Source organism: Tsuneonella sp. HG249, assembly GCF_053819205.1.
In genome coordinates this window covers 1,822,947-1,835,462 of the sequence record NZ_JBSOQY010000001.1, presented here as the reverse complement: position 1 = coordinate 1,835,462, position 12,516 = coordinate 1,822,947, and the positions used below count along the sequence as shown (strand labels likewise).

Annotated in this window: 11 protein-coding genes; 10 read left to right on the top strand and 1 reads right to left on the bottom strand. The window is 65.8% G+C overall.

Annotation, left to right across the window (positions count from 1 at the left end):
- The first annotated feature begins 54 nt into the window (after positions 1-54).
- Both dnaJ and ACWPM1_RS09235 read left to right on the top strand, forming a co-directional pair.
- Positions 55-1,173, top strand: coding sequence for a molecular chaperone DnaJ (dnaJ, locus tag ACWPM1_RS09240; RefSeq protein ID WP_455694543.1), 1,119 nt, complete (start codon positions 55-57; stop codon positions 1,171-1,173).
- Positions 1,174-1,229: 56 nt separating this feature from the next.
- Positions 1,230-2,153, top strand: coding sequence for an MBL fold metallo-hydrolase (locus ACWPM1_RS09235; protein ID WP_455694542.1), 924 nt, complete (start codon positions 1,230-1,232; stop codon positions 2,151-2,153).
- Here ACWPM1_RS09235 and ACWPM1_RS09230 read toward each other — a convergent pair.
- A complete protein-coding gene (locus ACWPM1_RS09230; protein WP_455694541.1) occupies positions 2,150-4,456 on the bottom strand; it encodes a patatin-like protein in 2,307 nt (768 codons plus the stop codon). The two genes, ACWPM1_RS09235 and ACWPM1_RS09230, sit on opposite strands and share 4 nt — an antisense overlap.
- 71 nt (positions 4,457-4,527) lie before the next feature.
- On the opposite strand from ACWPM1_RS09230, the gene radA reads away from it, so the two are divergent.
- The 8 genes from radA to ACWPM1_RS09190 all read left to right on the top strand — a co-directional run bounded on the left by radA (position 4,528) and on the right by ACWPM1_RS09190 (position 12,495).
- Positions 4,528-5,895, top strand: coding sequence for a DNA repair protein RadA (gene radA / locus ACWPM1_RS09225; protein WP_455694540.1), 1,368 nt, complete (start codon positions 4,528-4,530; stop codon positions 5,893-5,895).
- A 16-nt stretch (positions 5,896-5,911) separates the two neighbouring features.
- The gene (locus ACWPM1_RS09220) at positions 5,912-6,445 is read left to right on the top strand and encodes a CvpA family protein (RefSeq protein ID WP_455694539.1); all 534 of its coding nucleotides are present in this window, start codon (positions 5,912-5,914) and stop codon (positions 6,443-6,445) included.
- Positions 6,442-6,882, top strand: coding sequence for an iron-sulfur cluster assembly scaffold protein (locus ACWPM1_RS09215; RefSeq protein ID WP_455694538.1), 441 nt, complete (start codon positions 6,442-6,444; stop codon positions 6,880-6,882). The genes ACWPM1_RS09220 and ACWPM1_RS09215 overlap by 4 nt, the downstream gene beginning before the upstream one ends.
- Before the next feature lie 36 nt (positions 6,883-6,918).
- Positions 6,919-8,577, top strand: a complete 1,659-nt coding sequence (locus ACWPM1_RS09210; protein ID WP_455694537.1) for an MFS transporter — start codon at positions 6,919-6,921, stop codon at positions 8,575-8,577.
- A gap of 2 nt (positions 8,578-8,579) precedes the next feature.
- Positions 8,580-9,626 (top strand): alanine racemase, encoded by a 1,047-nt coding sequence (locus ACWPM1_RS09205; protein ID WP_455694536.1) that lies wholly within the window; start codon positions 8,580-8,582, stop codon positions 9,624-9,626.
- Between the two features lie 88 nt (positions 9,627-9,714).
- Positions 9,715-10,278, top strand: coding sequence for a polyhydroxyalkanoate synthesis repressor PhaR (phaR, locus tag ACWPM1_RS09200; protein WP_455695151.1), 564 nt, complete (start codon positions 9,715-9,717; stop codon positions 10,276-10,278).
- Between the two features lie 63 nt (positions 10,279-10,341).
- On the top strand, positions 10,342-11,883 hold the full coding sequence (gene proS, locus ACWPM1_RS09195) for a proline--tRNA ligase (RefSeq protein ID WP_455694535.1): 1,542 nt from the start codon (positions 10,342-10,344) through the stop codon (positions 11,881-11,883).
- A 27-nt stretch (positions 11,884-11,910) separates the two neighbouring features.
- Complete coding sequence (locus tag ACWPM1_RS09190; RefSeq protein ID WP_455694534.1) at positions 11,911-12,495, top strand: DUF805 domain-containing protein; 585 nt, start codon at positions 11,911-11,913, stop codon at positions 12,493-12,495.
- The last annotated feature ends 21 nt before the right edge of the window (positions 12,496-12,516 follow it).

Sequence of the window (12,516 nt, the reverse complement as noted above, 5' to 3'; positions counted from 1 at the left end):
CCGCCACCGGTGCCGACCGCACCGGTGGCGGCTGAGTTTGGGGCCGGGATCACGATGTCCACTGCCGAGATAGATTTCTACGAGGTGCTCGGCGTCTCCCGCACGGCGGACGACGCTACGATCAAGAGCGCTTATCGCAAGCTCGCCATGCAGTTTCACCCTGACCGGAACGGCGGCTGCAAGGAAAACGAAGACAAGTTCAAGGCCGTGTCGGCCGCCTACGAGTGTCTCAAGGACCCGCAGAAGCGGGCGGCCTACGATCGATTCGGCCATGCCGCGTTCCAGGGCGGCATGGGTGGAGGCGGTGGCCACGGCCAGGATTTTGGCGACATCGGCGACATCTTCGAGACGATCTTCGGCAGCGCCTTTGGCGGCGGCGGGCGCCAGCAGGCGCGGCGCGGGGCGGACCTGCGCTACGACATGGAGATCACTCTCGACGAGGCGTTCCACGGCGAAAGCCGCGAGATCGAGATCGAAGTGAGCCAGACCTGCGACACCTGTCACGGCTCCGGAGCCACGCCCGGCACCGGCACGCGCCGCTGCAACCTCTGTTCGGGCCAAGGAAAGGTGCGCGCGAAGCAAGGGTTTTTCGTGGTCGAGCGGGCCTGCCCCAATTGTCACGGGCGGGGCGAGGTGATCGAGAGCCCATGCCGCGACTGCCGCGGCGAGGGGCGCGTCGACAAGGCGCAGAAGCTCGACGTCGAGATTCCGCCGGGAGTCGATACCGGCACCCGCATCCGGCTGTCCGGGAAGGGCGAGGCGGGTCCCCGCGGTGCGCCGCCGGGCGACCTCTACATTTTCGTCCACGTTCGCGATCACTCGGTGTTCCAGCGCGAGGGCACTACGCTTCTGACGCGATGCCCGATCAGCTTCACGATGGCTGCGCTGGGCGACGAGATCGAGATTCCCGACCTCGGCGGCGAGAGCCATACCGTTCACATCCCCGCAGGAATTCAATCGGGCAAGCAGCTACGCGTTAGGGGCGGGGGCATGCCAGTGCTTCAGGGCCGCGGCCGAGGCGACTTGGTGGTCGAGATAGTGGTGGAGACTCCCACCAAGCTCACCAAGGTGCAGAAGGACTTGCTCCAGCAGTTCCGAGAGACAGAAACCGGCGACGAGTGCCCGGAGAGCCGCGGGTTCTTCAACCGGTTGAAGGAGGCCTTCAAGGCCTGACCCTTCCGCTAATGGCCGGGGTGCGATACCTTCCGGGCAAAGTGGGAGGAATAACTGTGAAATCGTCGATTCTATTCGCTGGCGCCGCAGCGCTCGCCGTTGTCTCGGGCGCTATGGCCGCGGCCCAACTGCCCGACTTCAGCAAGGTCGAGATCAAGTCCGAGCCGTTGGGCCCGGGCGTGGCCGTGCTATTCGGCGCGGGAGGCAATATCGGCGTATCGCACGGTCCCGACGGGACGGTGCTCATCGACGACCAGTTCGCGCCGCTGACCGACAAGATCGCCAAGGCGGTGGCGGACCTCGGCGGCACGCCGGTCAAGTACCTCGTCAACACCCACTGGCACTTCGACCACTCGGGCGGGAACGAGAACTTGGGCAAGGCCGGAGCGACGATCTTCGCGCATGACAACGTCCGCGTGCGGCTGGCCGCGGGCGGCAACATCTTGGGCAACGTCATCCCGCCGGCGCCGGTCGCGGCGCTGCCGGTGGTGACTTATGCCGAAGGCGTGACGTTTCATCTCAATGGTGACGAAATCCACGCGATCTTCACCGGAGGCGGGCACACTGATGGCGACACCGTGCTTCACTGGCGTAAGGCCAACGTGCTCCACACGGGCGATCTCATGATGAGCAACGCACCGTTCCCGTTCGTGGATGTCTCCTCCGGCGGCAACGCAGTGACCCTGATCGCCTCGCTCGACAAGATGCTGGCGATGACGAATGCGCAAACCAAGATCATCCCGGGACACGGGCCGGTAACCGACCGCGCTGGGCTGCAGGCCTGGCGCGATCGGATCGCAGGGGCCGTCGAGACGGTTCGCGCCGCTAAAGCAGGCGGCACGTCGCTCGAAGCTTTCCTGGCCGACAATCCGCTCAAGCCGCTCGACCGGCCGGGAGCGTTCGTGAACAGCGAAGGCTTTGCGAAGGCTGTCTGGACGAGCCTCGACAGTACCGCACACGACCACGGTCACGCGCACTAACCGCCGGGGAGCTCGGCCCTGATCCGTGCCACCAGTCCCCGGTCGGTTTGCAGCCGCGTTTCCTCTTCGTCGAGGATGGCAAGAAACGCCCGACGCTTGAACGCGGCGCGGTCGCCTTCGTTGAATCCATCGACGGTCGAGGCGACGAGATCGATCATGCGTTCGGCGCCGTGCAGGCGGCCCCACAGATAGTCGTTCTCGCGATAGGCGCGGCTGAAGAAGGCGCCGAAATTGTAGAATTCGGTTCCGCGGAGGGTCGCCCGGGTGCCCCCCGGGCGGATCGACTTAGCATCCTCGGGACTGATCCGGTCGACCTTTACCGCGTCGAACTCGGTCAGCCCTTCGTTCTGCAGCAACGGGAGGGTCGCGGCATCGTAAAACGGGAATCCAAGGTAGGCGAGTAGCACTCGCCGCCGCAGCTCCTTCGGCATGGCCTCCAGCGCTTCGGACAGCATCACTTCCGCTTGCGCGTCTATTTCGGGGAGCAGGCGCCGAGCGGCGAGCGCATCGAGCACCGCGCCAGGATCTTCCATTACCTTTTCGGCCAGCACGGCGAAATCGTCACCCAGCGCCGCGGTGCCTTCCCGCGCGAAATACAGCGCGAGGATGGCGTATATCGCTTCCCGTGCTGCATCGAGCGCGTCTTCGGGAATCGCCGGGTCCGCTTCCCACTCGCGCGACAGCCGCCGGGCTATCAAACGCAGGCGCCGGATTCGGAAGCCGAGATCGTGGGCCCGCAGGAAAGCCAGAGCATCGGCGCTTGCGCTGCCGCCCGTGTCGACCAGCGTCGTGAGGCCACGCTCTTCCATCTCGCGCCGCAACCGAGCGGCGATCGGCTCGGGATCGGCTAGTTTGAGCCCCGGGGCCGCCTCCAGCACGGCTTGCGCCAGAGTATCGACGATGCCGGCGACTTTCGCCTGGGCGTACGGTTGAAAGGCATAGCCCGCCCGTTCCGCCGCGGCGGTCTGCGCCTTATTGCGCCAGGCCGCGAGGCGCTTGGGCGTAGGCTTGTCGAGGAATAGGGTTAGCCCGAACAGCTTCTCGACCGCCCCCTCGACCTCCGGCCTCAGCGCGTCGACGATGCGCCTCAGCCGCCGGGCCTCGCGCGACTGGCGCTCCAGGGATTCAAGATTGTCGCGGATCGGCTGCTCTCGCGGGATGGTCGACAGCGAACCCAGGATAGCGGCGAAGAAGCCCACCGGCCGGTCGATCCGGCTCTCGATGGCGCCGAACCGGTCGGGGCGTGGGTCGATATAGACGAAGCGCCGGTCCACCTCGCGTTGCGCCGGACGCGCGGGAAGCGCGGCCCGAGCGGCGGCAAAGGGGGCGTTCACCAGCACCGAACCGTCGATCAGCGAGACGTTCTCCTCGTTACCCTGCCTTACATGGACCGGCATGATGCGATCGAGGAATGCGGCTCTCCCGCTCCACTCGCGTCCGCGTGCGGCAGCGAGTGCGTCGATCTCGTCCACGCGCAGCGGAGGGAAGGCCCCGGGAAAGCTGGCCGTAGCCCGCGCCGCCAGCGTCAGCTCGAGCGGATCTGCCAGGCTCTCCCCTCCCGCGGCCGGGACTTTGCTCCGGAACCCGATCGGCATTCGGTGCTCGCTCTCCTCCACGATCGGTGGGCTGTTGAGCTGCAGGATCGACAGATATCCGCGAAAGTCGGTTGCGGTCACGAAAAGGTCGAGCGGATGCCCTGGCGGCAGGAGCGGCGCTTCCGCCGAACCGCTGGCCATGGCCCCGAGACCGTCGAACAACAGCGTTGAGAAGCCGAGGCCGGAGAACGGGGGCTCAAACCAGCGGCCGCGGATAAAATGGGAAACCTTGCGGCGGACTTCGCTGCGGGTCTCGGGAGCGACGCTCTCGCTTACGACGTTGCCGGGGCGGCGCAGGACCCACCAGACGAACGGCATCGCCCAGATCTTCGCCACGCGAGACCAGGCTCGTGCCTCGGGGTCTAGCAGGCGGTCGACGTCCGCCTCCCCGAGCCAGAGTTCTGTGAGGGGCTCGAGGCTTTGGCCTGAGTGGATGGCCTGCGCGAGGAATACCGCATTGATGCCGCCAGCGCTCGCCCCGGTCACGATGTCTGGCAGCACGCGTAGCCGCAGGTCGTGTTTCGCTTCGAGATGCTGGAGTAGGTCCCGGTAAACCGCCCGCACGCCCTCGTTAGGTATCCCGTCGGCCCAATGGTCGCGGCTAGCGCGGGCGAGATGCCAAAGCTCCTTCGTTACCCCGTGCATGTAGACCGCCAGGCTAATGCCCCCGTAGCAGATGAGCGCGATGCGGAGTTCTTTCTGGCGCATCGCGCACGTGTGGCGGGCAATCGCCGCGGGCGCAATTGCGTTCCTCTAATGTTCCCGCTATCCGGCCAGCGATGGTAAAGACCAAACGCCGTTACGTTTGCCAGGCCTGCGGAGGCGTGAGCAGCCGTTGGCAGGGCCAGTGCACGGACTGCGCCGAGTGGAATACACTGGTCGAGGACGCACCGGCGACAGTGTTCTCGATGAAGCACGACCTGTCGAGCGGCGGGCGGGCGCTCGCGTTCGAGGCGCTCGACGCTCCGTCCGAACCACTGGTACGGCTGCCGACCGGCATGGCCGAGTTCGATCGCGCATTGGGTGGGGGAATGGTGCCGGGTTCCGCCGTGCTGATGGGAGGCGATCCAGGCATCGGCAAGTCGACCCTTCTCCTGCAGAGCGCCGGTGCGGTGGCGAAGCGCGGTCTTCTGGTGGTCTATGTTAGCGGAGAGGAAGCGGCGGGCCAGATCCGCATGCGGGCGAGCCGCCTGGGCCTGGCCGGTGCGCCGATCAAACTTGCCAGTTCGACCAGCGTGCGTGACCTCCTCACCACGCTCGGAACGATGCAGCCACCTTCCCTGCTAATCATCGATTCGATCCAGACCATGCATTCCGATACCATCGAGGGGGCGCCGGGGACAGTCAGCCAGGTGCGCGGGTGCGCGTTCGAACTCATCCGCTACGCCAAGGAAAACGGCGTTGCGCTGGTCCTCGTGGGCCATGTCACCAAAGACGGCAATATCGCGGGCCCCCGGGTGCTCGAGCACATGGTCGACGTGGTGATGAGTTTCGAAGGCGAGCGCAGCCATCAGTACCGTATCCTGCGCGCGCTCAAGAACCGCTTCGGCGCGGTCGACGAGATCGGTGTCTTCGCGATGGAAGGCGCGGGTCTGGCGGAAGTCGGCAACCCGTCGTTGCTGTTCCTGTCCGGGCGTGAGGAGCCGCTCGCGGGCAGCGCGGTCTTCCCTGCGTTGGAAGGTACCCGCCCTGTGCTGGTCGAGATCCAGGCATTGATCGTTCGGCTGCAGTCGGGTGCGACCCCGCGCCGGGCGGTCGTCGGGTGGGATAGCGGGCGGCTGTCGATGTTGCTCGCAGTGCTCGAATCCCGCTGCGGCCTGAATTTTTCATCCGCCGAAGTCTATCTCAACGTCGCTGGCGGCTATCGGTTGTCCGACCCGGCAGCCGACGTGGCCGTGGCGGCGGCGCTCGTATCGGCCCTCGCGGACAAGCCATTGGAAACGCACGCCGTCTGGTTCGGCGAAATATCGCTGGCGGGCGAGATCCGCCCTGTCGCCCATGCCGGCCTGCGCATGCGCGAGGCGGCCAAGCTCGGCTTCGGTACTGGCTATGGCCCGGCGGATGCCGATCCGGGTTCATCCGGACTTAACTACCGTGAAGTACGGCGACTGGCCAATCTCGTTGACCGGGTGATGGCATCGGCATAGCTAAGGCCGGGATCGTATGACGGGTTTCGATCTAATAGTGTTGCTGGCCGTGGGAGTGGCGGCCGTAGGCGGCTTCTTGCGCGGCTTCGTGCAGGAAGTCCTGTCGCTCCTTGCCTGGGGCGTGGCGGTCCTGGCGATCTATAACCTTCATACGCCGCTCTACGACTGGTTGGTGCCCAAGGTCGGCAATCCGACAGGTGCTGCGACGCTGGCGTTCGCGGTGCTGCTGTTGATCCCTTATGCCGGCATGAAGCTGATCGCCGGCAGGATGGGGGAGAGATCGCGCGCCTCGCTGCTCGGCCCGATCGACCGCGTGTTGGGGTTCGGATTCGGCGCGATCAAGGGCGCGATCGTGGTGACCTGCGGGTTCGCGCTCCTGGTGCTGGGCTACGACGCGGCGTGGGGCATCGCCGGGCGTCCTGACTGGATCAAACAGGCGCGCACATACCCGCTCGTCAATGCCAGCGCCGACGCGCTGGTGCAGATGATTGAGGAGCGCGACGAGACGCGGCGAACCGGCGAGGTGAAGATCCGCGACTACGGCTCGTGAGCGCGGCCCGCGGGCGCGTGCTCTACACTCCCGAACTGCTGGCGCTCGCAGTCTCGCTTGCCGACCGCCCATTCGACCCCGCAATGGCACTCTCCGGCGAAGCACGATCACGCACCTGCGGAAGTACCCTGCGTCTGAGTTGCCGAACCGATAAAGCGGGGCGCATCGCCGAGTTCGGCTTGCAGGTAACGGCTTGCGCGGTGGGGCAAGCGGCCGCTGCGATTTTCGCGGCGAATGCCGAAGGCTATGGCTTGGAAGAACTGGCTGCGTCGCGAAGTGCGGTCGAGGCATGGCTGGCTGGCACCGCGGAGACCCCCGATTGGCCCGGGGTTGACGCGCTCGACCCCGCTCGCGCCTATGCGGCACGCCACGGCGCCATCCTGCTCGCGTGGGACGCCGCGCTGGCCGCGCTTTCCAACGCGAAGGCGGTTGGCTAGAGGCTGGCACGGTCGGGCAGGGGAGCTAACCACCGTATGAGTGCCACCGTCGCATCGCACCAAGAACCAAGCGCCAAGGATATCCGCCTGGTGATCGCCGCCTCCAGCGCGGGGACGGTGTTCGAGTGGTACGACTTCTTCATCTACGGCACGCTGGCCGCGCTGATCGGCAAGGCGTTTTTCCCCGCCGATAACGAGACGCTCCAGCTGCTGCTGGTGTGGGCGGGTTTCGCGGTCGGGTTCGGCTTTCGGCCGCTGGGGGCGATCCTGTTCGGCTTCCTCGGCGACCGGCTAGGACGCAAGTACACTTTTCTCGTCACCGTCGCGCTGATGGGCTTCGCCACCGCCGCCGTCGGCCTGGTGCCCGGCGCGGCGACGATCGGGCTCGCGGCTCCTGCGATCATCATCCTGCTGCGCATTCTCCAGGGCCTCGCGCTCGGCGGGGAATACGGCGGCGCGGCGATCTATGTCGCCGAGCACGCGCCGCCCGAGAAGCGCGGGTATTATACGAGCTTCATCCAGGCGAGCGTGGTCGGCGGGTTCGTGCTATCGATCGTGGTCGTCATTGCCTGCCGCGCCCTGATCCCGCCGGCTGAGTTCGAGGCTTGGGGCTGGCGCGTACCGTTCCTGCTGAGCATCATTCTGCTCGCGATCAGCCTGTGGATGCGGTTGAAGCTGAGCGAAAGCCCGGTATTCCAGGCGATGAAGGAAGCGGGCGAGACCGCTGGCAACCCGTTCGTCGAGAGCTTCACCTATCCAGGCAACAAGAAGCGGATCTTCGTCGCGCTGTTCGGTGTTGCGGGGGTGCTGACGGTGATTTGGTACACCGCGTTCTTCTATGGCCTGTCGTTCCTTCGCGGGCCGATGCGGGTGGACGAAGGCCTCACCGAAATCCTCATGCTCGTCGCCGGCCTGATTTCGATGAGCTTTTACATCGTAGTCGGACGCTGGTCCGACCGGGTAGGGCGCAAGAAGCCGCTGATCATCGGGGCGATCGCGACGCTCTTCCTGCTATTCCCGATTTTCTGGGGCATCGGCGCCTTGGCCAACCCGGCGCTCGCCGAAAGCTCGCGCGCCGCGCCGGTCGCCGTAAGCGGCCTTGGATGCGACTACGATCCCTTCGCCAGCAAGCAGGCGACGCCGTGCGGCCGGGTACTCGCCGATTTGACCTCGCTCGGCATCAGTTACGATCTGCAGCACGCCACCGGTTCTGATGCACCGCTGACGGTATCGTCGGCCGATGCGACGCTCGATGTGGCGGCCGTGCCAGAAGCAGACCGCAAGGCCGCGCTGCAGAGCCTCCTAGAAAGCAAAGGCTACGATTTCGCCAAGCAACGTCCGCCCCTCGCCAACCTCGCCGGCATTGTTGCACTCCTGTGCGCGCTGGGGATGCTGTCCGCGTTGACATACGGTTCGGTGGCGGCGCTGCTTGCCGAGATGTTCCCCGCGCGCATCCGCTACAGTTCGATGTCGATCCCCTATCACATCGGCGCGGGTTTTCTCGGGGGGTTCCTGCCGCTGATTGCCGGCTACATAGTCGCGACCACTGGCGATGCTTACGCCGGCCTGTGGTATTGCTGGCTGGTGATGGCGTTCGGCTTGGTCGTGGCGTGGTGGGGCATTCCCGACGGGCCGCCCCGCGATTTTATCGAGGAATCGGCCGAGGCGCCGCCCGTATCGCCCGCAATGGCCTGATTGTGACGCCCGAGGTCTCGCCGCCGCGGTCGCTGCGACTCGATATCGACACCGAGGCGCTGGCGGCGAACTGGCGGACGCTCGACCGGATGTCCGGCGGCGCGGCCGCAGGCGCCGCGGTCAAGGCGGATGCCTATGGCCTGGGTGTATCGCGGGTCATCCCTGCGCTGGCCTCGGCAGGTGCGCGCGATTTCTTCGTGGCGCACTGGTGCGAAGTGCCCGCGGTCGTCGCGCACGTGCCATCGGCCCAAGTCTCCGTACTGCACGGCCCCCTCACCGATCTGGATTGCGCGTTCGCGCGCGCGAGCGGTGTTCGCCCGGTGCTCAATAGCCTCGAGCAAGTCGCACGCTGGCAGGCCAGTGGTGGCGGCCCGTGCGACGTCATGGTCGATACGGGGATCAACCGCATCGGCCTGCCGATGACGGCATTGGGCGATCCGGTACTGGCGGGGTTGGATGTTGACACGCTGATGTCGCACCTCGCCTGCGCCGACGAGGACAGCGCGATGAATCCGGCGCAACTCGCCCGCTTTGCCGAAGCCTGCGCGACGATTCCCGCTCGCCGTCGCAGTTTCGCCAACAGCGCCGGGATTGCCCTCGGCGCCGACTACGCGTTCGACCTCACGCGTCCGGGACTAGCCCTCTACGGGGGTGTGCCACGGGAGGAGTTCGCTGGGTCGATCCGCCAGGTCGCCTATCCGCGCGCGGCGGTCATCCAGGTGCGCGAGCTGCAGCAAGGCGATGCCGTGGGCTACAATGCGACCTTTGTTGCGCCCGGGCCGATGCGGATTGGTGTGGTCTCGCTCGGCTATGCCGACGGCTTCCTGCGTTGCCGCGGGCCGGGCGGAACTTTGCGATCCGGCGAGGCGGAGTTGCCGCTGCTCGGTCAGGTGTCGATGGACATGATCGTCGTCGATCTGGCAGCCGCCCCGCATGTTCGCGAGGGCGACTGGCTCGACGTGCCGTTCGATCTCGCAGCCGAGTCGGCTGCGTCGCGGTTGTCGCAATACGAGCTGCTCACCACCTTGGGTCGGCGGTTCGCGCGCTAGTTTGCTGCGCACAATTGCTGCAACCTTTGTTGCACTGCGAATGCTGCGAGTGCTAAGCGCTGGCGACAGCTACAAGGGTGCGTTACCAATGGCACGACGCGAAGATGCCGATGGCGCGATCGTCATCAAGAAGTACGCCAATCGCCGGCTCTACAACACTGGCACGTCGAGCTACATCACGCTCGACGACCTGTCGAAGATGACCCGTGACGGGGTCGATTTCAAAGTGCTCGACGCCAAGACCGGCGACGACATCACCCATACGATCCTCACGCAGATCATCATGGAAGAGGAATCGAGCGGGGGCGAGCAGATGCTTCCCATCGGCTTCCTGCGCCAGCTGATCTCGATGTACGGCAACTCGATGCAGTCGATGGTACCGAGCTACCTCGACGCGATGATGGACAACTTTCGCGCCAACCAGAACAAGCTCCACGAAGCGTTCATGGCTCGCGCGGGTGGAACCCCGCTGGGCAAGATCGCCGAAACCAACATGGCCATGATGCGCGCGGCGACCGACGCGCTGATGCCGAAGCGCGGTGGTGCCAAGCCGTCGCCGACGGCGTCGCCCTCTTCCAAGTCCGATGAGCTCGCGGAGCTCCGCGCCCAGATGGCCGCGATGCAAAAGAAGCTCGACGAGCTCGGCCATTAATTCGCTAGACCGCCCTCGGCCGCCGCGGCTAGGGCGCCGCAGCCAAGCAGAACGAGAGCCAAAGTGTCCCAGATCCGCCACGCCTTGACCGTCAAGCGCGCCGACGATTTCGCTCAGTGGTATCAGGAGGTCGTCTCCGCCGCCGACATGGCCGAAGAATCGGGTGTGCGTGGGTGCATGGTCATCAAGCCGTGGGGCTACGGGATATGGGAGCGTATCCAGCGCTTGCTCGACAACCGCATCAAGGCGACCGGGCACGACAACGCCTATTTCCCGCTGCTCATTCCGCTCAAGAATTTCGAGCGCGAGGCCGAGCATGTGGAAGGTTTCGCCAAGGAAATGGCGGTGGTTACCCATCACCGGCTGATTGCCGACGGGAAGGGCGGGCTGATCCCGGACCATGAGGCGAAGTTGGAAGAGCCGCTCGTCATCCGTCCCACGTCGGAAACGATCATCGGCGACGCGATGGCGCGCTGGGTGCAGTCGTGGCGCGACTTGCCGCTCAAGCTCAACCAGTGGGCCAACGTGATGCGCTGGGAGATGCGCACGCGCATGTTCCTGCGCACCAGCGAGTTCCTCTGGCAGGAGGGCCATACCGCGCACGAGACGGCCGCAGAGGCCAAGGAGCACACGCTGCGGATGCTCGAAGTCTATCGCGCCTGTGCCGAGGAAGACCTCGCACTCCCGGTAATCGCGGGCGAGAAACCCGAGAACGAGCGCTTCCCCGGCGCGGTCGAGACCTGGTCGATCGAGGCGATGATGCAGGACGGCAAGGCGCTCCAGGCGGGCACCAGCCACTATCTTGGCACCAACTTCGCGCAGGCGAGCGGCATCCGCTTCCAGGACCGCGAGGGCGGCCAGCAACTCGTGCATACGACGAGCTGGGGCGTCTCCACTCGCATGATCGGCGGGGTGATCATGGTCCACGGTGACGACGACGGGCTTAAAGTGCCGCCCGCGATCGCTCCGTGGCAGGTCGTGATCGTGCCGATGCTGCGCGAGGACGATGGAGACGCCGCGCTGATCGAGTACTGCGATGGCCTGCGCGCGAAGCTGGCAGCCAGCCAAGCGCTCGGCGAGCAGGTGCGCGTGTTCCTCGATGTCAAGCCCGGCAAGGCCGCCGCCAAGCGTTGGGACTGGGTCCGCAAGGGGGCGCCGCTGATCGTCGAGGTCGGCAGCCGCGACATGGCCGAAGGAAAGGTCACGCTTCTGCGGCGGGACTCCTTGTGGGCGGAGAACGGAAAGCCTGCGTTCGCAGCGCCGTCGCTGGACGAAGCGGCGAATTCCATCCCCGCAATTCTCGATCAAATGCAGCTCGCGCTGCTCGAAGGCGCGCGCGACGTGCGCGACCGGCGGATTGCCCGCAACATTGCCGATCTCGCGGCGCTCGAGGCGTATTTCGCCGACAACGTGAAGAACCCCGGCTGGGTCGAGGTGCAATGGTCGAAGCCGACCGGCGCTGCGCTCGATCAGGTGACCGAACGGCTGAAGGCGCTCAAGCTGACGCTGCGCAACGTGCCGATGGGTTGTCCGCAGGCTGACGGGCGGTGTATCTTCACCGGCGAGACGGCGGTAGAACGCGTCCTGGTGGCGAAAGCCTACTGACCAAAAGTCCAACGGGGGGAGGACGACATGCTCGGGGCCATCAAGTACCACTTTCGGCACCTGGCCGACTTTTCCGGCCGCGATGCCCGGCAGACCTTCTGGTACTGGTTCCTGTTCCTGTTCATCGCCAACATCGGTGTGTCGATAATTGCTACGGTACCGATGATGATCGAGGCAATGACGGTCGGTCTCGAGGCGGCGCGCAGCGGCAACGAGGCCGCTGCCGAGGCCATGATCATGGATCGGATGGCGGGCCGCGTTGAAAGTGTCGTGGCGGTATCTCTGGCGCTTGGCGCCGCGAACTTGCTGCTTATGGCGGCGTCGTTCACTCGCCGGGTTCACGACAGCGGTAAGCCCGGGATCTGGGCCGCAGTGACCGGTGTCCTCTATCTCGCCTCGCTCGTCTGGAGCTGGATGAGCGCCGGCGAAGCCGCCGAGATGATGCGGCAGGTAGCCGCGGCGCGTAACCCAACAACCGCGCTGGAGATGCAGGGCCAGATGGCTTGGCAGGGCCTCTTCGGGTACCTGCCACTGATCATGCTGCTCGTCTTCGGCATACTCAAATCCAATCCCGGACCCAACAAGTACGGGGCCGAGCCCGTCCGCTTCTGACGGCTTGCGAATCGCGGAGCG

Bases quoted from the DNA above. Each gene is read 5' to 3' on its own strand.
- ACWPM1_RS09210 (WP_455694537.1), top strand. From the start codon at position 6,919: ATGAGTGCCACCGTCGCATCGCACCAAGAACCAAGCGCCAAGGATATC.
- ACWPM1_RS09230 (WP_455694541.1), bottom strand. From the start codon at position 4,456: ATGCGCCAGAAAGAACTCCGCATCGCGCTCATCTGCTACGGGGGCATT.
- phaR (WP_455695151.1), top strand. From the start codon at position 9,715: ATGGCACGACGCGAAGATGCCGATGGCGCGATCGTCATCAAGAAGTAC.
- dnaJ (WP_455694543.1), top strand. From the start codon at position 55: ATGTCCACTGCCGAGATAGATTTCTACGAGGTGCTCGGCGTCTCCCGC.
- ACWPM1_RS09220 (WP_455694539.1), top strand. From the start codon at position 5,912: ATGACGGGTTTCGATCTAATAGTGTTGCTGGCCGTGGGAGTGGCGGCC.
- radA (WP_455694540.1), top strand. From the start codon at position 4,528: ATGGTAAAGACCAAACGCCGTTACGTTTGCCAGGCCTGCGGAGGCGTG.
- ACWPM1_RS09190 (WP_455694534.1), top strand. From the start codon at position 11,911: ATGCTCGGGGCCATCAAGTACCACTTTCGGCACCTGGCCGACTTTTCC.